Consider the following 20,793-nt stretch of genomic DNA (forward strand, 5'->3'; position numbering starts at 1 on the left):
TGTTCACGCGGGTGCTGCATGCGGTGCATATGCCGTGGTTTCTGGTGTGGCTGCCGGGTGGGGTTGGCGTGTTGACCACTGTGGGGCGGAGGAGTGGGAAGGCGAGGCATACGCCGGTGAAGGCGGCGCGGGAGGGGCGAGTGGTGTATTGCGTGTCGATTCGGGGGTCGCATGCGCTGTGGTACAAGAACATTCGTAGTAATCCGCAGGTGCGGATACAGCTGCCCGGGGGTGTGCACACGGGCGTCGCGCGGGAGGTTCGCGATGAGGCCGAGAGGCGTTCGGCCTATGTGGCGCTGTGCGAGCGGGTTCATCCATTCGACTACGTAGAGGGCGCATTTCATCGACCTGGACGGCCGACGCGGGCCAAAGTCGTAGAGCTGCATCGTGCTTGGTTCGATGGTGGTATCCCGTTCGTCGTCGAACTGGGTGAGCGGATCGGCAGGCGGCGCTGGCCGTTCAGCGACCGGTCCTTGCCCGGGAGCTAGGGCGGTGGGGCGAGGATGCGCCGGATGCTGTCCTTCACCCAGGTGCGTAGCTCTTCCGGGTCGGCGTCGGGGCCAAGGACGAAGTCGCGCACCTGAGGTACCGCGAGGGGGTGGTTGATCAGGCTCATCAGGGCGTTGAGGACGTAGCCGGGGGGCATGTCGGGGCGGATGAGGCCCTTGTGTTGGGCGGCGACGATCGAATCGCGTTTGGCGGCGTAGCGTCCGGCGCGGAGTTCACCGGCGGTGGCGTGGTCGGGGCCGAGTTCCAGTGCCTCCCATTGGAGTAGGCGCAGGAGCTCCGGGTGTGCGCGGTGGTAGTCGATGTGCTGGTCGATCCAGGTGTCGAGGTCTTCGATATTGTCGGTGACCGCCTCGGCGAGGATGAGCATGGTGCGCTCCAGGACGCGGTGGAACAGCTGTTGCTTGTCGCCGAAGTAGGCGTAGATCAACTGTTTGTTGGCCTGGGCCTGGCGCGCTATGCGGTCGACCCGCGCCCCCGCGATCCCGTACTGCGCGAATTCCGCTGTGGCAGCGTCGAATATGCGCGCCTTGGTCGCCTCGGGGTCCCTGGGAGCCATGACGACCATGGTAGGCAACCAAATGGTTGAAATGGCGGGACTTCGCACAGGCGCGAAAGGGCGAATGCGGGGTTAACCCCTGATGGAACGTGACCGAGCAGGCAGCGGCACGGCTCCCGGCACGATCGCGTGTCTAGAGGTACAGACCGGTCCCGTGCTCGGGGCGCTCATTGGCCACCGCGTGCAGATCCCGTTCCCGCAGCACGTAGTACGCCTGCCCCTGGATCTCCACCTCGAACTGATCCTCGGCGCTGAACAGCACCTGATCGCCGACGCCGATCGCGCGCACATGCGAGCCCACACCGCACACCTCACCCCAGGACAGCCGCTTGGCCACCTGCGCGGTCGCCGGAATGAGAATGCCCCCGCTGCTGCGCCGTTCGCCCGCTTCCTGGTTCATTCGGACCATGACGCGGTCGTGCAGCATTTGGATTTCGAGCTTGGGATCGGACACGGCCGCAGTGTACTGCGCCGCCACGACCCGCCTCCGCACGGGCGCGACCGGTCGGCATGGGACCGGTTCCCCACTTCCGGGCGTCGACCACGTAGTTTCTCCCTTGTGGACCCGCACAGCTCTGCCGATCTCGACGACCTACGCGCCCTGCTGCCCGACGGCATGGTGGTGACCGATCCCGACGTCCTCGGCGGCTACCGCCAGGACCGAGCCCTGGACCCGAATGCCGGAATCGCCCTGGCCCTGGTGCGGCCGACCACGACCGAGCAGGTGTCGGCGGTGCTGCGGTGGGCGCACGAGCACCGGGTGCCGGTGGTGCCGCGCGGCGCGGGGACGGGACTCTCGGGCGGGGCGACCGCGCAGAACGGGGCGCTGCTGCTCGGTACCGAGCGCATGCGGGAGATGACCGTCGATACCGTCACACGGACCGCGGTGGTGCAGCCGGGACTGTTGAACGCCGAGGTGAAGCGGGCCGTGGCCGAGCGGGGGCTGTGGTATCCGCCGGACCCCTCCTCCTTCGAGATCTGCTCCATCGGCGGCAACGCCGCCACCAATGCCGGTGGACTCTGCTGCGTGAAGTACGGCGTCACAACCGATTACGTGCTCGGCATGGAGGTGGTGCTGGCCGACGGCGCCGTGGTGCGGCTGGGCGGGCCCCGGCTGAAGGACTCGGCGGGACTGTCGCTCACCAAACTGTTCGTGGGCAGCGAGGGCACCCTCGGCATCATCACCGAACTCACCCTGCGCCTACTGCCCGCGCAACCGCCGCAGTCCACCGTGGTGGCGACCTTCCCCACGCTGACCGCGGCGACCGAGGCCATTCTCGCCATCACCGGCGCGCTGCGGCCGTCCATGCTGGAGTTCATGGACGCCGTCGCCATCAATGCCGTCGAGGACGAGCTGCGCATGGGGCTGGACCGAAACGCGGCCGGGCTCTTGGTGGCTCGCTCCGACGCTCCCGGCGAGCACGCCGGGCACGAGGCCGACATCATGCTGGCCGCCTGCGAAAAGGCCGGGGCCACCGAGGCTTTCCGCACCGACGATCCGGAGGAGGGCGAGGCTTTCTGTGCGGCACGGCGTTTCGCCATCCCCGCGGTGGAGCGCAAGGGGCCGCTCCTGCTCGAGGACGTCGGTGTGCCGCTGCCGCGTTTGGGCGACCTCGTCACGGGTATCGCGGATATCGCACAGCGCCGCCGGGTGCTGGTGTCGGTGATCGCGCACGCGGGCGACGGCAACACCCATCCGCTCATCGTCCACGATCCCAACGACGCCGACGAAACCGAACGCGCCCACCGGGCCTTCGGGGAGATCATGGAGTTGGCCATCGGCCTGGGCGGCACCATCACCGGCGAACACGGCGTCGGGCGGCTGAAGAAGGCCTGGCTACCCGATCAGGTCGGCCCCGAGGTCATGGATCTGACCCGACGCATCAAGGACGCCCTCGACCCGCACGGCATCCTCAACCCCGGTGCCGTTCTCTAGCTCACCCATCGGAACAATCCTCGCCACAAGGGAGTTCACTCGAACATGACCACCAGGCTCGAACACAATGTCGCGGCCACCCGGTACGAGATCTATCTCGACGACACCCTGGCCGGGTATGCCGACTACACCGAACGCGTCGGTGAGGACGTGAAAGTCCGCGACTTCCAGCACACGCTGACCTTCCCGGAATTCCGCGGGCGCAAGGTCGCGGCGCAGGTGGTCGAATTCGCCCTCGACGATTCCCGCAAGGCGGGGTTCTCGATCGTGCCCACCTGCTGGTACGTGGAGAAGTTCATCGCCGAGAACCCGGAGTACGCGGACCTCGTGGCCTGACCCTCAGCTGCGGTGGCGACGGGTGGCGGCTCTGCGCCAGACCAGGAACTGCTTGTCGGTGGTGCTGACCATGGCTTCGATGACCTTCTCGTTGTCGAAGCCCGGCAGGGCCTGCAACCGTCGCAGAAACGCGGTGTCCGCGGCCGAATGCGGTACCACGCAACCCTTTCCCGAGGCGCTGATCAGCACGAAGAACACATCCTCGGCGAACGGCCCGTCCGCCGTGGTGATTATCCGCACCTCCGACAGTTCCGTCCACGAAACCTCTTCCACCCGCCCGTTTTCCAACGTGCGCCGGACGAACCTGTCGTTGATTTCGACCCCGGCCATGGCTCCATAGTGCCCCCGCCGAGCCGCCCCCGACAGTCCCGAAACCACAAGATTCCCAAGGAAGTATAAAAAGGAAAACTCCAGCCAACCGGTCCCGCCGCATTTCGACGACAGGTCCGGCGCTGGAGTTATCCCGCAGCTACACAGCGGATTTCACCGCCGCGGCGAATTCAGCGCAGCAGGGCGCGGCTCATCACCACGCGCTGGATCTGGTTGGTGCCCTCGTAGATCTGGGTGATCTTGGCGTCACGCATCATGCGCTCGACCGGGAAGTCGGTGGTGTAGCCCGCGCCGCCGAAGAGCTGCACGGCGTTGGTGGTGACCTCCATGGCCACATCCGAGGCGAAGCACTTGGCGGCGGCGGAGATGAAGCCGAGGTTCTTCTCGCCGCGCTCGGCGCGGGCGGCGGAGGTGTAGACCATGAGGCGGGCGGCCTCGATCTTCATGGCCATATCGGCCAGCATGAACTGGGTGTTCTGGAAGTCGGCGATGGCCTTGCCGAACTGCTTGCGGTCCTTGGTGTAGGCGATGGCCGCGTCCAGCGCGCCCTGGGCGATGCCGACGGCCTGCGCGCCGATGGTCGGGCGGGTGTGGTCGAGGGTCTGCAGGGCGGTCTTGAAACCGGTGCCGGGCTCGCCGATGATGCGGTCGCCGGGGACCTTGCAGTTCTCGAAGTACAGCTCGGCGGTGGGCGAGCCCTTGATGCCCAGCTTGTGCTCGAGCGGGCCGACCACGAAGCCCTCGTCGTCCTTGTGCACCATGAAGGCGGAGATGCCGTTGGCGCCCTTGTCGGCGTCGGTCACGGCCATGACGGTGTACCAGTCGGACTTGCCGCCATTGGTGATCCAGCACTTGGAGCCGTTGATGATCCAGCCGTCGCCGTCCTGGCGGGCGCGGGTGCGCATGGAGGCGGCGTCGGAACCGGCCTCACGCTCCGACAGCGCGTAGGAGGCCATCTTGCCGCCGACGATGTCGGCGAGCACCTTGGCCTTGAGCTCCTCGGAGCCGTTCAGGATGAGGCCCATGGTGCCGAGCTTGTTGACGGCGGGGATGAGCGAGGAGGAACCGCAGACGCGGGCGACCTCTTCGATGACGATGCAGGTGGCGACCGAGTCCGCGCCCTGGCCGCCGTAGGCCTCCGGCACGTGCACGGCATTGAAACCGGCGGCGTTGAGGGCGGTCAGCGCCTCCTCCGGGAAACGGGAGTTGCCGTCGACGTCCTTGGCGTAGGGCGCGATCTCCTTCTCGGACAGACCGCGAATGGCCTCGCGCAGCTCGTGATGGAAGTCCTCGAGCTGGAACAGGTTGAAATCGGGATTGCCCGCCATGGGTTTCACTCCTGGTTCGTGTCGTCGGCACTCAGTGCCAGTCGAAGCCGAGTATACGCCGCGAAAGCGCGATTACGTGGGGATACCCCTTCATCAGCAATGGCACGCAGTGTCAGATTCGCCACTCGCGAGCTAGTCCAGGGTATCGAGGCGACGGGCCAGGAGATCGGCGACCTGCCGGGGCGGCATGTCGCGGGGAAAGACGGCCACGATCATGTCGCTGGCATCGGGTGCCGACTGGTCGGGACGGTCACGCGGGATGGCCAGCAGCGCCGACCGCAGATCGGCCGGACTGGCATCGGACTCGCCGCGCACCATGCGACGCAGCAGATAGTTGTGGGTCGCGGTCACCGCGGCGGTGAACTGCACCAGCGCGAGATCGGACCGCCCTCGCAACTGCTGGCGCAGATAGTCGGTGAACAGCCGATCGTAGCGGAACACCGTGACGATCTCGCGCTCGCGCAGCGCGGGCACCTGCCGCACCACCCGATACCGCCGAGCCGCCAATTCCCGCCACTGCGTGAACCTTTCGAACACCGCCACGACGGCTTCGCACACCGCGTCCCACGGATCGCCCTGGGACGCGGCCAGGAACTCACGCGCCTGCGCCAGCTGCGATTCGTGATCGGCGAAGACCACGTCTTCCTTGGATTTGAACTGCCGGAAGAAGGTTCGCCGCGAAATCCCGGCCGCCTCGGCGATCTCGTCGACCGTCGTTGCCTCGTAACCCTTTTCGGCGAACAACCGCAGCGCCTGATCGACAACCGTCAGGCGTCGAGCGGTCGCACTGTCATCCGAGGCCACATGCCCACCGTAATCGGCTACGGTCACAGGCACTCTCCTCCTGAACGGGTCGACTGATTTCGTGAGTCTCGGGGTAAACTCCAGGGGTACGCCCAAAACGCGACCCGACATCTCACAGGCGGTCGGCAGCGCGACTCTCGTGGCACCCGGTCGCCCGCTGAAGTCGCGGAGAGGCGGGGGAGTCAGCCGAGCAGCTTCGTGCGAAGCGCGTCGTCCTTCTGCAGGACCAGCTGCTCCAGGTCGGCCTGGAAACGCTCCATGCGCGAACGCAATTCGGGATCCGAGGCCGCCAGAATGCGCACGGCGAGCAGGCCCGCGTTGCGCGCGCCGCCGATGGAGACCGTCGCGACCGGCACACCGGCGGGCATCTGCACGATGGACAGCAGCGAATCCATGCCGTCGAGGTACTTCAGCGGCACCGGGACGCCGATGACCGGCAGTGCGGTGGCCGAGGCGACCATGCCGGGCAGATGCGCCGCGCCGCCCGCGCCCGCGATGATGACCCGCAGCCCGCGCCCCGCCGCCTCCTTGGCGTAGTCGAGCATGCGCTGCGGGGTGCGGTGCGCCGACACCACGCCGACCTCGAAGCGAATCCCGAACTCCGCCAAGGCTTCCGCCGCCGCCTCCATGGTCGGCCAGTCGGAGTCCGAGCCCATGATCAGGCCGACCTGCGGCCCGGAGTTCGGCACAGCGGTGTCACTCATGATGCGGATCCCATCCGTCGGTCCATACCGCGTGCGACATCCAGTGCGCCGCGCGCTCGGCCTTCTCGCGTGTGACGGCGATATCGTCGCCGAGAATATTGATGTGCCCGATCTTGCGATTGGGCCGCTCACCCTTGCCGTAGAGGTGCACCCGCGCCTCGGGCAGACGCGCGAACAGGTGGTGCAGGCGCTCGTCCATGGACATCTCGGGCGCCTGCTCCGCGCCCAGGATGTTCGCCATGACGGTCACCGGGGCCAGCGGCGCGGTATCGCCCAGCGGATAGTCCAGCACCGCGCGCAGATGCTGTTCGAACTGTCCGGTGCGCGCGCCGTCCATCCCCCAGTGCCCGGAGTTGTGCGGGCGCATGGCCAGTTCGTTGACGAGCAGCTCACCGGCGTGTGTCTCGAACAGCTCCACCGCCATGACGCCGGTGACGCCGAGTTCGGAGGCCAGGCGCAGGGCCAGGGTCTCGGCCGCGGCGGCGCGCTCGCGCGGCAGGTCCGGGGCGGGGGCGATCACCACGGCGCACTGGCCGTCGCGCTGCACGGTCTCCACCACCGGCCAGATCGCGGCCTGCCCGAAGGGCGAACGGGCGACCATGGCCGAGAGCTCACGCTTCAGATCCACCTTGGCCTCGGCCAGCAGCGAGACGCCGTGCGCGAGTTGGTCTTCCACGATCGTCGTGGCCTCGGCGGCATCGGCGGGCATCCAGACGCCGCGGCCGTCGTAGCCGCCGCGCACCGCCTTGAGGACGAAAGGCCAGCCGTGCGCGTCACCGAAGGCGATGGCGTCGGCGGCCGATTCCACGGCGGTGAAGGCCGGGATCGGCACGCCCAGCTCGGCCAGCTTGCGGCGCATGGCCAGCTTGTCCTGGGCGTAGACGAGCGCGCTCGGCGGCGGCTGCACGTTCACGCCCTCGGCGATGAGCGCCTCGAGCAGTTCGGTGGGCACGCCCTCGTGGTCGAAGGTCATGGCATGCGAACCGACGGCCGCCTTGCGCAGCGCGGCGAGATCGGTGTGCGTACCCAGCACCACCTCGGGGGTGACCTGGGCCGCCGGATCGTCGGGCCGCTCGGCGAGCACGCGCAGCCGCTGCCCGAGCGCGACCGCCGCCTGATGGGTCATGCGCGCCAGCTGACCGCCGCCGATCATGGTGACGGTGGGCATACCCGAGGAATCGAAGGATCGTCCGCTCACGTTCGACTATGTTGTCATGACACCCGAGGTCGCGGGCCTGCGGGTTACACAGTCGGAACGCGGGCGGTAACCGCGGGTTGCTCGGTCGGTATCGCGGGCACGTAGACTCGGCTCCGTGTCATTTGTCGACGAAGTGGTTAATCGCATGCCCAGTCCCATGCGGGACCTGGCCTTTCGCTATCACGAACTGATCAAGTTCGCGATTGTGGGTGCGACCACCTTCGTGATCGACAGCGGCATCTTCTACTTCCTGAAATTGACCATCCTGGAGCCGAAACCGGTCACCGCCAAGATCATCTCCGGTGTGATCGCGGTCATCGCCTCCTACATCCTCAACCGCGAATGGACCTTCGAGAATCGCGGCGGGCGGGAAAAGCATCACGAGGCGCTGCTGTTCTTCGTCGTCAGCGGTATCGGCGTGGTGCTGGCCTTCCTGCCGCTGTGGGTATCGCGGTACGTATTCCACCTCCAGGTGCCCGATGTGAGCCTGACGGTGGAGAACATCACCGACTTCATCAGCGCCTTCATCATCGGCAACATCCTGCAGATGATCTTCCGGTTCTGGGCCATGCGGCGCTGGGTCTTCCCCGACGATATGCGCGAGATCCAAGAGGAATTCGAGGATCTCATCAACGAAGAGCAGCTCGGCCACAGCTAGCGCGGTTCGGTGACCACGTCGTTCTGACCACGCGTGGAGGCCGGTGCGCCCAGGAACACCGCGAACAGGGCCGGACGGCGACGCTGTAGTTCCAGACGGCCGCCGTCGGCCTCGATCAGCGCCCGGGCCAGGGCCAGTCCCACACCGGTCGAGCCGCCCGCCGAGAAACCCCGATCGAAGATGTGCGGGGCGAGTTCGTCGCGCACGCCGTCGCCCTCGTCGGCGACCTCCACACAGACCAGCGGCTCGCGATCCCAGCCGCCCGCCACCTTGCGCACCGACACCGTGCAGGTGCCGCCGCCGTGCATGAGCGCATTGTCGACCAGCACCGCGATGGCCTCGCGCAGTCGCGAACCGGTGATCGGCGCGCGCAATTTGGGGTCGCCCGCGAGCACCAGTTTGCGACCCGCCTCCGCGAAGGGATGGCGCCATTCGGAGACCACGCCACGCAATTCGTCGATCACCGGCACCGGATCGCGTTCGGCGGTGCCCTCGTCGCGGGAGGCGCGCACCAATTCGTCGATCGCGCCGGTGAGGCGGTCCACCTGGGCCATGGCCTCCTCGGCCTCGTGCACCACCGCCGGATCGGAATGCTCGGACAATTCGTCCAGGCGCAGGCGCACCGCCGTCAAACGACTGCGCAATTGATGGGAGACATCGGCCACGAGCGCGTGCTCGCGTTGCAGGCGGCCCGCGATTTCCACCGTCGCGGAATCCAATACGTCCGAGACGCGATCGAGTTCGGTAATTCCGTGCCGCCGCGAATCGGCGCGGAAATCGCCCATGGCCAAGCGCGCGGCCCGGGCCGCCACATCGCGCAGCGGATCGGCCACCCGGCGCGCGGTGACCGTCGCCACCGCGATACCCGCGCCCAGCGACAGCAGCACCAGACCCGCCACCGCGCCCAACGCCTTGCGCTGCATCGAATGCATGGGCGCGGCAGGCACTTCCAGGCGCAGGGAGACCGAGGTGCCCATGGACAGCGATTCCACGATCGGGTCGGCGGGCTCCTCCGCGCCCACGTCCACGCGGTGGGCATTGTCGTTCTCGGTCGGATAGATGATGGTCAGCCGCCCGCCCGACGGGATGAGCGGGCGGACCGTGCGCAGATCCAGCTCACCGTGCACGATGCCGTCGGGCTCCTGTGCGATCACCTCGGTGGAGATGCGCTCGAGCCGCGTGCGCAGGTCGTTGCGGGTCATGTCCTCGACCCACTGCCAGGCGGTGTAGGCCAACGGAATACCCAGTACCAGGCTGGTCAGCGTGAGCGCCGCCACCATGGACATGAGAATTCTGCGCCGCATCGTCGACGTGCCTCGCTTCGCTGAGCCCGGCTCGGAGGTGCGCGGGCGCGCACGCGCTAGGACGGCCACCAGCCGATCTAGTCCGTATTGAGCCGGAAGCCTACGCCGCGCACCGTCACGATACGGCGTTCCGCTACCGGTCCCTCGTCGCCGATCTTGCGACGCAGCCACGACATGTGCATGTCAAGGGTCTTCGAGCCGCGCAGATCCGCATCGCCCCATACCTCGCGCAGGATGGTCTCGCGCGGCACCACCTGCCCGGCGCGGTCGATGAGCACCTTGAGCAGCTCGTACTCCTTGTTGGCGAGGTTCACCTCCATGCCGTTCACCAGCACCCGGCGGGCGGCGGGCTCCAGGCGGATACCGCCGACCTCCACCGCCTCGTCGCCGATTCCGCTGCGCCGCAGCAGGGCTCGCACCCGCGCGAGCAGTTCGGCCAGCCGAAAGGGCTTGCCCACGTAGTCGTCGGCGCCCGCGTCCAGGCCCACCACGAAATCGACCTCGTCGGTGCGGGCGGTGAGCATGAGCACCGCCAGGTCGGCGCCGCGCGCCCGCACCTGGCGGCAGACCTCGAGCCCATCCATACCGGGCAGTCCGAGATCGAGAATCAGCAGATCGTGTTCGCCTTCGAGGGCCCGTTGCAGCACCGCCGGGCCGAAGCTCTCCACGGTCACCGAATAACCCTCACGCCCCAGCGCTCGCGATAGCGGCGCGGCGATGGCCTCGTCGTCTTCGGCCAGCAGTACGGCGGTCACGGAACAAGACTACGGGTAGCCGCGCTCGGAACCGTAGTAGCCGCCGTTGCCGGTGCGCGGGTCTTCGCGCTCGGCGTCGAAAACCTGGTGATACAGCAGCGCGTGCACGCGCTGCACCTGAGGGATGTCGTCGTACTCGAGCGGATCCTCCGAGGCCGAGCCGAGTACCAGGGTGCCGGTGCCGAGCATGCGGTCGAACAGGCCGTGCCGGAACTGCACATTCGAGATGCGGTTCATCGGGATGTCGATTCCGGTGTGGGTGAGGACGCCGTGCCGGATCAGAACCCGGCGGTCGGTAATGATGAAATGCGTCGACTTCCAACGGATCAACGGCACCACACTGCGCCAGAGCACGCCCACCAGCCAGATCACCAGGATGCCGATCAGCAGCGCGGTGCGCGCCGACCCCTCGACATTGCGCGAGGCCAACCCCAGGCAGAATCCGGCCACCGCGGTCAAAAGAATGAAAACGACAGCGGGCCAGAACAACATCTTCCAATGCGGATGGCGGTGCAGTAGCAGCCGCTCCTCCGGTGCCAACGCCTCCTCCGGATAACCCATAGCCGCAATCTACCGCGCGAAGATACCGGAATGCCGCACGTCGAACGGCGTCTTGCGGCACAATCGTGCGGCTGCCGCGTACGATCGGCGACCATCGCGATTCGCCCAATCTGCTTGTCCCGCGCAAAAACAAGTCTGCCCGCAAGACACAGGAGGCGTGTGTGACCAAAGATTTGACCCAGCTGGAGATACTCACCGCACTGGAGCCGGTGGCCGAGGCCAACCTCAATCGGCACCTGTCGATGGCGAAGGAATGGCATCCACACGATTACGTCCCCTGGGACGAAGGCCGCAACTTCGCCGCCATGGGCGGCGCGGACTGGGATCCGTCGCAGTCCAAGCTCAGCGAGGTCGCGAAGGTGGCCATGGTCACCAACCTGCTCACCGAGGACAATCTGCCCTCCTATCACCGGGAGATCGCGGAGAACTTCTCGCAGGACGGGGCGTGGGGCACCTGGGTCGGGCGGTGGACGGCCGAGGAGAACCGGCACGGCATCGTGATTCGCGACTATCTGGTGGTGACGCGGGGTGTGGATCCGGTGGCGCTCGAGCAGGCGCGCATGATCCATATGACCAATGGCGCGCAGTCGCCGCCGGAGTGGGGCGGCTTCCTCGACAATGTCGCGTACGTGACGTTCCAGGAGTTGGCCACCCGTGTGTCACACCGCAATACGGGCAAGGTGTGCGAGGACGCCGTCGCCGATCGCATGTTGCAGCGCATCGCGGCGGACGAGAATCTGCACATGATCTTCTACCGCACGCTCTGTGGTGCGGGGCTGGATCTGGTTCCGGATCAGGCCATGTTCGCGATCACCAAGGTGCTCACCAATTTCGTCATGCCCGGGTACGGAATGCCGAACTTCCGGCGCAATGGCGTGCTCATGGCCAAGCACGGCATCTACGATCTGCGCCAGCACCTCGACGAGGTGGTCAAGCCGGTGCTGAAGCAGTGGAATATCTTCGAGCGCAACGATTTCGGGCCGCGCGGGGAGCAGGCGCGCGAGGTGCTCGGCGCATTCCTCGAGAAAATGGAGGCCGACGTGCTGAAATTCGAGGAGCAGCGGGATCGGCTGCTGGCCCGAGAGGCCGCGCGCGCGGAACTGCAACCCGTCTAGCGCGTTGTCCGCCGCGCATTTCGCGGCCGATAGGGTAGTCCCCCAATGAGATGTGTCCGGTACGAGAGGATTGTCCTTGGGGGACGGGCGGCTAGGCCGATACCGCCTCGACGAACTGCTGGGTAGCGGTGGCACGGGGCAGGTTTGGCGTGCGCACGACACCATGACCGACCGCACGGTCGCTTTGAAGGTGCTCGCCCCGGCGCTGGCGAACGACCCCGCGTACCGGCGACGGTTCGAGCGCGAGGCCAAAGCGGTGGCGCGGCTGCGCGGACCCCATGTGGTGCCGCTGCACCATTTCGGTGAGGTCGAGGGACGGCTGTTCATCGAGACCGCCTATATCGACGGCGTGGATCTGGAAAGCCTGCTGGAGTGGGAGGGGCCGCGCACCCCGGCGGCGGCGGTGGAGCTGATCGCCCAGATCGCCACAGCCCTCGACGAGGCGCACGCGGCCAAGCTGATCCACCGCGACGTGAAACCCTCCAACATCATGGTCGGCCACGACGACGCCGCCTACCTCATCGACTTCGGCACCGCGCAACAAGACGGCCAAGCCGCTATGACCCTCACCGGCATGGTGATCGGAACCCCCGCCTACATGGCCCCCGAACGCTTCACCGGCCACACCACCCCCCGCTCGGATATCTACTCCCTCGCCTGCGTTCTCTACGAATGCCTCACCGGCGAAAGACCTTTCCGCGAACGCAACCCCGCGCGCCTCATGCACGCCCACGTAACCACCGAACCACCCCGAGCCTCCGACACGAACCCCGCCGTCCCCCGCCGCCTGAACGAGGTCATCGCCCGCGGCATGGCCAAGAACCCCGCCGAAAGACACGCCAGCGCAGGCGAATTCGCGGCAGCGGCGCGAGCGGCCCTGAAGATGCCCACCGTAGACCCACCCACACTGGCCCTACCTCCGGTAGCCGCCGCGGGCGCGAGCCCACCCCCGGCCGCCACAGTGAACGCGGGTGCACCACCGATCGCCAGGCCGAAGCCGGAGGCATCCCCGGTAGCCGCCGCGGGCGCGGACAGCGCGACGGAGCCGCTCGGAAGGGTCTCGAAATCCGCTGCCGCACAACGTGGGACGCCTGAAGGACAGACATCTGTCATCCCCAGTCCCCTCGGCGACAGAGGCCGCCCGGTAGGAGTTGTCGGCCCGCCCGGCGCAGTCCGCGGCCCACACACCACGCGCCCCGACAGCACGGTCAGAAATTCGGGCACAGCGGGCGCAGGCGGCGCTGCTCCGACAGGATTCGGCAGCGCGCCCGCCAAGCCGAACCCCAAGGGCCGCAGGCCGATCGCCGCCGGTCTCGCCGCCCTGGCCATCGCGACAGCCATAATCGGCGTGACCTGGCGCGCGACCCGCGACACCACACCCCCCACCCCCTCGGTGATCCCCTCCCCCGTCGAATCCCCAGCACACCAACCGATCCCAACCACAACCACAGCCGCACCACCCACCACAACATGGGAGGAGCCGCCCCCAACCACAACCGCCGCAGTCCAAATCCCCTACCAGCCGATTCCCACCCCCGATGACCAGCCAGGCCCAGGCAATCAAGACAAGCCGGACCACAAACCGGATGACAAGCCAGAAAAGCCGGACAAGCCCAACAACGACAAGCCCAACAAGCCCCGCTGAGCCACAGCGCGTGGCACCTGACTTCCGCAGCGCCGGGGTTGATCGGACCAGGGTCCGCGTAGGTGTCTCAGAGCGGGCGGAGGTGGGTGACGTCGCCTGCTGAGACGGCTTTGTCGCCGATGAGGAGGCGGCCGGTGGCGTCGATGTCGGTGGCGGTGCCGGTGAGGATGTCGCCGCCGGGGAGTTCGGCGCGGACCTGGGCGCCGATTGTGGCGCTGCGTTTGCGGTAGGCGTCGGCGAGGTCGGCGACCGACCAGTTCGAGGCGCGCCAGTCGGTGAAGCGGTGGGCGAATTCACGGAGGAGGGCGAGGACGAGGTCGGTGCGGTCGGGGTTCGCGCCGAGGAGGGTCAGTGAGGTGGCGTGGGGGACCGGGAGTTCCGATTCGGTGAGGCTCACGTTGAGGCCGATACCCATGACGATGGCCGGGTCCTGACCGGCGACCGCGACCTCGGCCAGGATTCCGGCGAGCTTGCGGCCGTCGACCAGTACGTCGTTGGGCCACTTCAAGACCGCGTCCACGCCCGCGGTCGCCCGCACGGCGTCGACTACCGCGATACCCGTCAGCAGTGGCAGCCATCCCAATACCTCGGGATCGACACCGGGCAAACGCACCAGAATCGACATGGCGACCTGCGCGCGAGCCGGGCTGGCCCACGCCCGCTCGTGCCGCCCCCGGCCCCGCTCCTGTTCCTCGGCGAGCAACACCAGCCCATCGGCCCCCGGATCAGAAGCTCGCGCAACCAGATCGGCGTTGGTCGACCCGGTCGACTCCACGACGTCGATCCCGGTGAAAAACGCCAGCTCCGGCGATTCTCCGACGGCACGGCGCAGCTTCTCGACATCCAAGGGTGCTCGATCCATGCCCCGAACGCTACCCCGCGCCCTGTCCGCACCCAATCGCCACCGACCCAGGCCGCCGTTGGCCGGATGCTCGCCCCTCGCCGAGCACCCGATCAACGGTGGCGCGTGGAATTCGGGTTCCAGGTGTCACCGCGGCGCGGTGGCTGCCTGGAGTTGTGCGGACACACCTACAAGTGGGGGCGAGCCCTGATCGCCCGGCGCGGTCGCGAAGGGTTCCGGCCCGGCCGCGTTGAGGCGGGGCGGCGCGACACGGGAGTCGTTGTCGCGCAGCCGGTTCGCCGTGGCCATGGCGAAGCCCATGGGCGCCGGACCGCCCGTGGACTTTGCCATGCCCACGGGGGCGACGACGCGATTGGCGACATAGTCATCGGCGGGTTCGGACTCGGGCGATCCGACTTCGGCGACCTCCGCGCCCGCCCCGACCCGCTCGGCCGCGGCGGACGTTGCGGCAGCGCGTGTTTCGCCCTGCTCGGTCGCGGCGGCGGACCGCGCGGCAGCCAGCCTTGCGGTGGTCGACCCTGCGGCGACAGGCTGTGCCGTAGTCGACCGGGCGGCGGTCTCGGTTTCGGTGTGGGCGGTCTCGGTCCAGGGTTCGGGGTCCGTCACTGTCGGTCTCAGTTCCCGGGTCCGCCAGCTGGTCCAGCTGGCGGCGGTGGCCCGTTCGGCGTGGTGTTTGCTCCAGCCCCACATATCTGCCTCCCCTTGGCGTTGTGTTCGGGTGGGACTCCAGAGTCCCCCGGCCACGGGGTCGGGCACGAGCGATTTTCCGCCCACTCACGGCGAAACGGCAGTTCAGACTGGGTTTTTCGGGCCGAATTCGTTTCCGGTCCGGACAAGATATACGGGTCCGGTCATCGAGAACCGGCGAAAATCAGCGGTCGACGGGGACGTCGCGGGGCTCGAGGTCGAGCATGCCGCGCACGAAACGCCGAACCGCTTCGAGCCCCTCGGCGAGAGCGCCGTCGTATCCCTCGCGCGCCCACCCGGAGACGACCGCGGTCCCGTCACCCTCGGGCGTCGCGCCGATCTCGGCGATCATCTCGGCGGTCGTCGGCACACAGACCGCCCACGAGAAGTGCGTCTCCTCATCCCATTCCACGGCCCGGCGCGCCACATAATCCGGATCGGTGATCCCACCATCGGCCAGCGCGGGACGGTCGTCGATGCGCTCATCCGCGCGCAAGGCCCGCAGATACCAACTGCCCGCATTGATTTCGATGGGTTCCATTCAGCGTTCCCGCTTCCGCTCCGGGCGGCCCGACCGGCCGCCGTGGTCTCCCCCGTACAACAGCGCGCCCGCCAGCGGAATGGCCAGGAACCACCACCACTGCTGGGTCACGAAGAACAGAATCAGCGCGAGGATCGGGATCACCGCCATCACCCGCGCCGCCGCCCCCGGCGACAGCTGGAAACGCCGCGGGGCCGCAACGGGTTTCGCCAGCTCCACCGGCGCGGGCAGATCCGCGAACACCGGCTCCAATTCCCCTTTGGTCCGCGCCGCCGCGATCACCGCACTGCGCTCGTCGAACTCCGCGACACTCAACCGCCCCGCCGCGAAATGCTCCGACAACCGCGTCATGGCCGCCTCCCGCTCCTCGGTGCCGATGCGGATATCGGGTGATTCAGCCATGACATCGACAGTAGCGCCCGCACGCCGCCCCGCGTCGGCAGCGCCCGGCCCGGGCCCGAAGCAGAACAGGCCGCCCGAAGGGGCGGCCTGTTCTCGAAAGCTACTGCCTCGCTACTTGATCTCGGCGAGCACGGTGCCCTGGGTGATGGCCGCACCGGCCTCCACCGACAGCCCGGTGATCACACCGGCCTTGTGCGCGGTCACCGGATTCTCCATCTTCATGGCCTCGAGCACCACGACCAGATCACCGGCCTCGACGTTCTGGCCCTCCTCGACGGCGACCTTGACCACGGTGCCCTGCATGGGCGCGGTCACGGCATCACCGGAGGCGGCGCCGCCACCCGCGCCACCACGCTTGCGCGGCTTGGGCTTCTTGCGAATGACACCCGCGCCATTGCCGCCGCCAGCGCCCGCGCCGACGGAGAACTGACCCGGCAGCGACACCTCGAGGCGACGCCCGCCGACCTCGACGACCACCTTCTGCCGAGGCGCTTCCTCGTCATCCTCGATCGCCACACCACCGGTGTAGGGCTCGATCGGGTTCTCCCACTCGTTCTCGATCCACTTGGTGTAGACGTCGAACTTGGTGCCGTCACCAACGAAAGCCGGGTTCTCGACAATGTGGCGGTGGAACGGGATGACCGTGGCCAGGCCCTCGATCTTGTACTCGTCCAGGGCGCGCGCGGCGCGCTGCAGCGCCTGCTCGCGGTTCTCACCGGTGACGATCAGCTTGGAGAGCATGGAGTCGAACTGCCCGCCGATGACCGACCCCGCGACCACACCGGAGTCGACGCGCACGCCGGGACCCGCGGGCTCGGAGTAGACCACGACCGGACCGGGCGCGGGCAGGAAGCCGCGACCGGCGTCCTCACCGTTGATGCGGAATTCGAAGGAGTGACCGCGCGGCGTCGGATCCTCCTTGATGGAGAGCTCGTGGCCCTCGGCGATGCGGAACTGCTGGCGCACCAGGTCGATGCCGGAGGTCTCCTCGGTGACCGGATGCTCCACCTGCAGGCGGGTGTTCACCTCCAGGAACGACACCGTCTCGCCCTGCACCAGGTACTCGACCGTTCCGGCACCGTAGTACCCGGCCTCCTTGCAGATGCGCTTGGCGGACTCGTGGATCTTGGCGCGGACCTCGTCGGAGAGGAACGGCGCGGGGGCCTCCTCGACCAGCTTCTGGAAGCGGCGCTGCAGCGAGCAGTCGCGGGTACCGGCGACCACGACATTGCCGTGCTTGTCGGCGATGACCTGCGCCTCGACGTGGCGGGCCTTGTCCAGGTACTGCTCCACGAAGCATTCGCCGCGACCGAAGGCGGCGGTGGCCTCACGCACGGCCGAGTCGAACAGTTCCGGAATCTCCTCGATGGTGTGCGCGACCTTCATGCCGCGACCGCCACCACCGAAGGCGGCCTTGATGGCCACCGGCACGCCGTATTCCTTGGCGAAGGCCACGACCTCGTCGGCGTTCTTGACCGGGTCCTTGGTACCCGCGGCCATGGGGGCCTGCGCGCGCTCGGCGATGTGGCGCGCGGTGACCTTGTCGCCCAGATCGCGAATGGACTGCGGCGACGGGCCGATCCAGATCAGGCCCGCGTCGATCACGGCCTGCGCGAAGTCGGCGTTCTCCGACAGGAAGCCGTAACCCGGGTGGATCGCGTCGGCACCGGCCTTGGCGGCGGCGTCGAGGATCTTGTCGAACACCAGGTACGACTCGGCGGAGGTCTGGCCGCCGAGCGCGAAGGCTTCATCGGCGAGCTTCACGAACGGCGCGTCGGCGTCCGGTTCCGCGTAGACCGCGACACTGGCGATTCCGGCGTCCTTGGCGGCCCGGATCACGCGCACGGCGATCTCGCCTCGGTTGGCTACGAGGACTTTCGTGATCTGCGCGTTGGCATGGCTGGGCACTGAGCCTCCTGTGCTGTGAAAACTTCGTCTTGGGCGAGTGTAGGCAGTCTGCCAACAAGCGCCGAACCGGGATAGGGCTACCGAGCAGTAGGCCCGAAGAGTGACAGATGCGACACCCTACAACGTGGTATCGCACCACAGGACGTCCCTCGAAACCCCTGTGGGGGATTCCAGAAAGGCTATCCGCGTTTTGTGATCTCGGGCAGCGCGCCCGGCTCCGTACCGGTGACGATCGGCATTCCGACCGCATTACCCCATTCGGTCCAGGAGCCGTCGTAGTTACGCACACCCTCGATACCCAGCAGGAAGGTGAGGACGAACCAGGAGTGCGCGGACCGTTCCCCCACCCGGCCGTAGACGATCGGCGCATCGGTGACCTCGCCGTAGACGGCATCGAGTTCGGCGCGCGGCCGGAAGCGCGAATCCGGCCCGATGGCCGAGGTCCAGGGAATGTTGACCGCCGTCGGAATGTGCCCGCCCCGCAGCGACCGCTCCAGCTGATGGTCGGTCAGGATGCGCAGTTCGCCGGTGTACTCCGCGGTGGGCCGCACATCCACCAGCGGCTTGCCCAGATGCGCCAGTACATCCTCGCGAAACGCCCGGGCCGTGCGATCGTCCCGATCCACCTTCGGGTAGTCGCCGGAGCCCGCGAACGGCACCTCGAAGGTGGTGTCGCGCGCCTCGGAGATCCACGCGTCGCGCCCACCGTCCAACAGCCGCACATCCGGATGCCCGTAGAGGTGCATACTCCACACCGTGGCGGCCGCGGTCCCGTTGCCTTTGTCGCCGTAGACCACCACGGTGTCGTCTCGTTGGATGCCCTTGGCGCGCATGAGTTCGGCGAATTGTTCCGCGTTCACCACATCGCGGGTCAGCGGATCGATGAGCTCGGTACGCCAATCGATCTTGATGGCCCCTGGGACATGACCGATGTCGTATAGCAGTATGTCCTCATTGGTCTCGATGATCTTGAGTCCCGGCGCGCCGATGTTTGCCGACAGCCATTCTGTGGTTACTAGTCGGTGAGGATGTGCGTATGTGCCGAACGAGGGATTCGGGTCCGCGGCAACGGGCAAGGTGTTGGTCCTTCACACGTGGTGGGGTAGGTAGTGGCGGTTCAGATCTCAGCACCGATCGTAGGCGTGTTGCGGTAACGAAACTCGTTTCAGATCACGAATCGGGTGATAGAGCGAATTAAGCGCAGCATCATCCGATAAAGTCTCCCGAGAGGAGGGGTGAGCTATGTCCGATTCTTGGCCGCGACGGCGACTGCTCGCGATCCTACGTGGCGCCAGCGAGCCTCTCGACGCACAGGAACTCGCCCGGGTCACGGGCCAACATGTGACCACGGTTCGTTTCCATTTGGATGTGCTCACTCGGGAATCGCTGGTGCGCCAATTCCAGCAGCCGCCGCGCGGTCGCGGCCGCCCCCGCATCGGCTATACCGCCGTGCAGCGATCGGTGGGTTATCAGGAGCTGGCGCAGGTGCTGGCCGATCAGCTCGGCAGCGACCCGCGACGCCGCTCCGATGCCGCGGTCGCGGCGGGCCGGGCCTGGGGCGCGAAATTGGAATCGGCCGATCAACCGGTCGAAACCCTGGACGACGCCAAGGATCTCACCATCACCCTCAGTTCGGAGCTGGGCTTCGCGCCCGAACGCGATCCGGCCACCGAAACCGATGAGCAGGTCATGATCCGGCTCACCGCCTGCCCGCTGCGCGAACTCGCCCGCACACACTCCGAGGTGGTGTGCGGTGTCCATCTGGGACTCATGCGAGAGACCTTGGACCGCAACGGCGCTCGCGAATACGTGAATGTGCGACTGCACCCGTTCGTGGAACCCGAACTGTGCGTGGCCCGCCTGGAGCTCATGAAAGCCCGTGCGGCCGAACCGGTTTCGGCGGTGGACGGCGCGGTCGCCGAAGCGGGCGAACCCCGGCTCGCGGCGGCCACTGCCCGCGTCGCCCCGCAATTGCACAGTGCGGATCTCCCGCACCGCGGGGGTACCGAGACCTCGCTACGCGCTGCCGACCCACAATTGCGCAATGCCGACGCCCACCTCGGCAAGCAGTCGACGAACCAGCGGTAGCCCGATCCCGATGACGCTCGACGGATCACCGTCGATGCGGTCCACGAACCACCCGCCCCGGCCGTCCAGGGTGAACGCACCCGCCACCTGCAACGGCTCGCCGGAGGCGAGATACGCCTCGAGCGCTTCGGGTTCGGGTTTGGCGAAATGCACCGTGGTGCCGCTGCAATCGGCGGATTCGGCGACGATCTCGCCGTCGCGCAGGCGCAGCACACAGTGTCCGGTGAGCAGATCCGCACTGCGCCCGGCCATCTCGGCCCAGCGCGCCCGCGCCACCTCGACGGTGTGCGGCTTGCCCTGGAGCGTGCCGTCGACGAGGAGCATCGAATCACAGCCGACCACAACGGAATCGGCGAATTCGACGGGGTCGAGGGTGGCGGCGACATCGCGGGCCTTGGCCCGCGCCAACTCGATCACCACGGCTTCGGGGGCGGTGTCGGCGGGCAGCGCCGCCGCGACCGCGTCCTCGTCGACCGAGGAGACCCGGACCACCGGCTCGACGCCCGCGTTGCGCAGCACGCCGAGCCGCGCGGGTGACGCGGAGGCCAGGACGAATATCGTCATC

The 20,793-nt window shown here is 67.6% G+C and carries 24 protein-coding genes; 7 read left to right on the top strand and 17 right to left on the bottom strand.

The window, feature by feature from the left end:
- The first annotated feature begins 29 nt into the window (after positions 1 to 29).
- Positions 30 to 488: a nitroreductase family deazaflavin-dependent oxidoreductase gene (locus ACIBH2_RS24005; RefSeq protein ID WP_397122968.1), complete on the top strand. Its 459-nt coding sequence runs from the start codon at positions 30 to 32 to the stop codon at positions 486 to 488.
- Here ACIBH2_RS24005 and ACIBH2_RS24010 read toward each other — a convergent pair.
- Both ACIBH2_RS24010 and ACIBH2_RS24015 read right to left on the bottom strand, forming a co-directional pair.
- Positions 485 to 1,066, bottom strand: coding sequence for a TetR family transcriptional regulator (locus ACIBH2_RS24010; RefSeq protein ID WP_397121220.1), 582 nt, complete (start codon positions 1,064 to 1,066; stop codon positions 485 to 487). The two genes, ACIBH2_RS24005 and ACIBH2_RS24010, sit on opposite strands and share 4 nt — an antisense overlap.
- Positions 1,067 to 1,199: 133 nt before the next feature.
- Positions 1,200 to 1,520, bottom strand: coding sequence for a GroES family chaperonin (locus tag ACIBH2_RS24015; RefSeq protein ID WP_397121222.1), 321 nt, complete (start codon positions 1,518 to 1,520; stop codon positions 1,200 to 1,202).
- Between the two features lie 162 nt (positions 1,521 to 1,682).
- Here ACIBH2_RS24015 and ACIBH2_RS24020 point away from each other — a divergent pair, with 162 nt between their 5' ends.
- Entirely contained in the window at positions 1,683 to 3,002 is a 1,320-nt protein-coding gene (locus tag ACIBH2_RS24020) for an FAD-binding oxidoreductase (protein ID WP_397122970.1), read from the top strand.
- A 45-nt stretch (positions 3,003 to 3,047) separates the two neighbouring features.
- Complete coding sequence (locus ACIBH2_RS24025) at positions 3,048 to 3,338, top strand: GNAT family N-acetyltransferase (protein ID WP_397121224.1); 291 nt, start codon at positions 3,048 to 3,050, stop codon at positions 3,336 to 3,338.
- 3 nt (positions 3,339 to 3,341) lie between these two features.
- On the opposite strand, the gene ACIBH2_RS24030 is transcribed toward ACIBH2_RS24025, so the two are convergent.
- The 5 genes from ACIBH2_RS24030 to ACIBH2_RS24050 all read right to left on the bottom strand — a co-directional run bounded on the left by ACIBH2_RS24030 (position 3,342) and on the right by ACIBH2_RS24050 (position 7,672).
- Entirely contained in the window at positions 3,342 to 3,668 is a 327-nt protein-coding gene (locus ACIBH2_RS24030; protein ID WP_397121226.1) for a hypothetical protein, read from the bottom strand.
- A 170-nt stretch (positions 3,669 to 3,838) separates the two neighbouring features.
- Positions 3,839 to 4,996 (bottom strand): acyl-CoA dehydrogenase, encoded by a 1,158-nt coding sequence (locus ACIBH2_RS24035; RefSeq protein ID WP_397121228.1) that lies wholly within the window; start codon positions 4,994 to 4,996, stop codon positions 3,839 to 3,841.
- A 132-nt stretch (positions 4,997 to 5,128) separates the two neighbouring features.
- On the bottom strand, positions 5,129 to 5,827 hold the full coding sequence (locus tag ACIBH2_RS24040; protein ID WP_397121230.1) for a TetR family transcriptional regulator: 699 nt from the start codon (positions 5,825 to 5,827) through the stop codon (positions 5,129 to 5,131).
- 155 nt (positions 5,828 to 5,982) lie between these two features.
- On the bottom strand, positions 5,983 to 6,504 hold the full coding sequence (purE, locus tag ACIBH2_RS24045; RefSeq protein ID WP_397121232.1) for a 5-(carboxyamino)imidazole ribonucleotide mutase: 522 nt from the start codon (positions 6,502 to 6,504) through the stop codon (positions 5,983 to 5,985).
- Positions 6,497 to 7,672, bottom strand: coding sequence for a 5-(carboxyamino)imidazole ribonucleotide synthase (locus tag ACIBH2_RS24050; RefSeq protein ID WP_397122972.1), 1,176 nt, complete (start codon positions 7,670 to 7,672; stop codon positions 6,497 to 6,499). Before ACIBH2_RS24050 ends, purE begins: the two co-directional genes overlap by 8 nt.
- Positions 7,673 to 7,817: 145 nt before the next feature.
- Between ACIBH2_RS24050 and ACIBH2_RS24055 the strand changes: the two genes are divergently transcribed.
- Positions 7,818 to 8,360 (top strand): GtrA family protein, encoded by a 543-nt coding sequence (locus ACIBH2_RS24055; RefSeq protein WP_397121234.1) that lies wholly within the window; start codon positions 7,818 to 7,820, stop codon positions 8,358 to 8,360.
- Here the strand turns inward: ACIBH2_RS24055 and ACIBH2_RS24060 are convergent.
- The 3 genes from ACIBH2_RS24060 to ACIBH2_RS24070 all read right to left on the bottom strand — a co-directional run bounded on the left by ACIBH2_RS24060 (position 8,357) and on the right by ACIBH2_RS24070 (position 10,980).
- Positions 8,357 to 9,664, bottom strand: a complete 1,308-nt coding sequence (locus ACIBH2_RS24060) for a sensor histidine kinase (protein ID WP_397121236.1) — start codon at positions 9,662 to 9,664, stop codon at positions 8,357 to 8,359. The genes ACIBH2_RS24055 and ACIBH2_RS24060 overlap by 4 nt on opposite strands.
- A gap of 77 nt (positions 9,665 to 9,741) precedes the next feature.
- Positions 9,742 to 10,419, bottom strand: coding sequence for a response regulator transcription factor (locus ACIBH2_RS24065; RefSeq protein ID WP_397121238.1), 678 nt, complete (start codon positions 10,417 to 10,419; stop codon positions 9,742 to 9,744).
- 9 nt (positions 10,420 to 10,428) lie between these two features.
- Positions 10,429 to 10,980, bottom strand: a complete 552-nt coding sequence (locus ACIBH2_RS24070) for a PH domain-containing protein (protein WP_397121240.1) — start codon at positions 10,978 to 10,980, stop codon at positions 10,429 to 10,431.
- Positions 10,981 to 11,141: 161 nt separating this feature from the next.
- Here ACIBH2_RS24070 and ACIBH2_RS24075 point away from each other — a divergent pair, with 161 nt between their 5' ends.
- On the top strand, positions 11,142 to 12,095 hold the full coding sequence (locus ACIBH2_RS24075) for an acyl-ACP desaturase (RefSeq protein WP_397121242.1): 954 nt from the start codon (positions 11,142 to 11,144) through the stop codon (positions 12,093 to 12,095).
- A 52-nt stretch (positions 12,096 to 12,147) separates the two neighbouring features.
- The gene (locus ACIBH2_RS24080) at positions 12,148 to 13,740 is read left to right on the top strand and encodes a protein kinase (RefSeq protein ID WP_397121244.1); all 1,593 of its coding nucleotides are present in this window, start codon (positions 12,148 to 12,150) and stop codon (positions 13,738 to 13,740) included.
- 67 nt (positions 13,741 to 13,807) lie between these two features.
- Here ACIBH2_RS24080 and ACIBH2_RS24085 read toward each other — a convergent pair whose 3' ends face one another.
- The 6 genes from ACIBH2_RS24085 to ACIBH2_RS24110 all read right to left on the bottom strand — a co-directional run bounded on the left by ACIBH2_RS24085 (position 13,808) and on the right by ACIBH2_RS24110 (position 19,216).
- Positions 13,808 to 14,602, bottom strand: coding sequence for a biotin--[acetyl-CoA-carboxylase] ligase (locus tag ACIBH2_RS24085; protein ID WP_397121246.1), 795 nt, complete (start codon positions 14,600 to 14,602; stop codon positions 13,808 to 13,810).
- A gap of 126 nt (positions 14,603 to 14,728) precedes the next feature.
- Complete coding sequence (locus tag ACIBH2_RS24090; protein WP_397121248.1) at positions 14,729 to 15,208, bottom strand: hypothetical protein; 480 nt, start codon at positions 15,206 to 15,208, stop codon at positions 14,729 to 14,731.
- Between the two features lie 265 nt (positions 15,209 to 15,473).
- Positions 15,474 to 15,830: a hypothetical protein gene (locus tag ACIBH2_RS24095; protein ID WP_397121250.1), complete on the bottom strand. Its 357-nt coding sequence runs from the start codon at positions 15,828 to 15,830 to the stop codon at positions 15,474 to 15,476.
- Positions 15,831 to 16,232, bottom strand: a complete 402-nt coding sequence (locus ACIBH2_RS24100) for a DUF1707 domain-containing protein (RefSeq protein ID WP_397121252.1) — start codon at positions 16,230 to 16,232, stop codon at positions 15,831 to 15,833.
- A 111-nt stretch (positions 16,233 to 16,343) separates the two neighbouring features.
- A complete protein-coding gene (locus tag ACIBH2_RS24105) occupies positions 16,344 to 18,140 on the bottom strand; it encodes a biotin carboxylase N-terminal domain-containing protein (RefSeq protein WP_397121254.1) in 1,797 nt (598 codons plus the stop codon).
- 179 nt (positions 18,141 to 18,319) lie between these two features.
- A complete protein-coding gene (locus tag ACIBH2_RS24110; RefSeq protein ID WP_397121256.1) occupies positions 18,320 to 19,216 on the bottom strand; it encodes a sulfurtransferase in 897 nt (298 codons plus the stop codon).
- A 166-nt stretch (positions 19,217 to 19,382) separates the two neighbouring features.
- Between ACIBH2_RS24110 and ACIBH2_RS24115 the strand changes: the two genes are divergently transcribed.
- Positions 19,383 to 20,228 (top strand): helix-turn-helix transcriptional regulator, encoded by an 846-nt coding sequence (locus tag ACIBH2_RS24115; RefSeq protein WP_397121258.1) that lies wholly within the window; start codon positions 19,383 to 19,385, stop codon positions 20,226 to 20,228.
- On the opposite strand, the gene ACIBH2_RS24120 is transcribed toward ACIBH2_RS24115, so the two are convergent.
- Entirely contained in the window at positions 20,157 to 20,792 is a 636-nt protein-coding gene (locus tag ACIBH2_RS24120) for a Maf family protein (protein ID WP_397121260.1), read from the bottom strand. The two genes, ACIBH2_RS24115 and ACIBH2_RS24120, sit on opposite strands and share 72 nt — an antisense overlap.
- Position 20,793 lies beyond the last annotated feature (1 nt).

Source organism: Nocardia sp. NPDC050406 (assembly GCF_044459025.1).
Lineage (GTDB): Bacteria > Actinomycetota > Actinomycetes > Mycobacteriales > Mycobacteriaceae > Nocardia.

Bases quoted from the DNA above. Each gene is read 5' to 3' on its own strand.
- ACIBH2_RS24005 (WP_397122968.1), top strand. From the start codon at position 30: ATGCCGTGGTTTCTGGTGTGGCTGCCGGGTGGGGTTGGCGTGTTGACC.
- ACIBH2_RS24085 (WP_397121246.1), bottom strand. From the start codon at position 14,602: ATGGATCGAGCACCCTTGGATGTCGAGAAGCTGCGCCGTGCCGTCGGA.
- ACIBH2_RS24050 (WP_397122972.1), bottom strand. From the start codon at position 7,672: ATGCCCACCGTCACCATGATCGGCGGCGGTCAGCTGGCGCGCATGACC.
- ACIBH2_RS24120 (WP_397121260.1), bottom strand. From the start codon at position 20,792: ATGACGATATTCGTCCTGGCCTCCGCGTCACCCGCGCGGCTCGGCGTG.
- ACIBH2_RS24060 (WP_397121236.1), bottom strand. From the start codon at position 9,664: ATGCGGCGCAGAATTCTCATGTCCATGGTGGCGGCGCTCACGCTGACC.
- ACIBH2_RS24010 (WP_397121220.1), bottom strand. From the start codon at position 1,066: ATGGCTCCCAGGGACCCCGAGGCGACCAAGGCGCGCATATTCGACGCT.
- ACIBH2_RS24095 (WP_397121250.1), bottom strand. From the start codon at position 15,830: ATGGAACCCATCGAAATCAATGCGGGCAGTTGGTATCTGCGGGCCTTG.
- ACIBH2_RS24030 (WP_397121226.1), bottom strand. From the start codon at position 3,668: ATGGCCGGGGTCGAAATCAACGACAGGTTCGTCCGGCGCACGTTGGAA.
- ACIBH2_RS24035 (WP_397121228.1), bottom strand. From the start codon at position 4,996: ATGGCGGGCAATCCCGATTTCAACCTGTTCCAGCTCGAGGACTTCCAT.
- purE (WP_397121232.1), bottom strand. From the start codon at position 6,504: ATGAGTGACACCGCTGTGCCGAACTCCGGGCCGCAGGTCGGCCTGATC.
- ACIBH2_RS24100 (WP_397121252.1), bottom strand. From the start codon at position 16,232: ATGGCTGAATCACCCGATATCCGCATCGGCACCGAGGAGCGGGAGGCG.
- ACIBH2_RS24025 (WP_397121224.1), top strand. From the start codon at position 3,048: ATGACCACCAGGCTCGAACACAATGTCGCGGCCACCCGGTACGAGATC.
- ACIBH2_RS24070 (WP_397121240.1), bottom strand. From the start codon at position 10,980: ATGGGTTATCCGGAGGAGGCGTTGGCACCGGAGGAGCGGCTGCTACTG.
- ACIBH2_RS24020 (WP_397122970.1), top strand. From the start codon at position 1,683: ATGGTGGTGACCGATCCCGACGTCCTCGGCGGCTACCGCCAGGACCGA.
- ACIBH2_RS24115 (WP_397121258.1), top strand. From the start codon at position 19,383: ATGTCCGATTCTTGGCCGCGACGGCGACTGCTCGCGATCCTACGTGGC.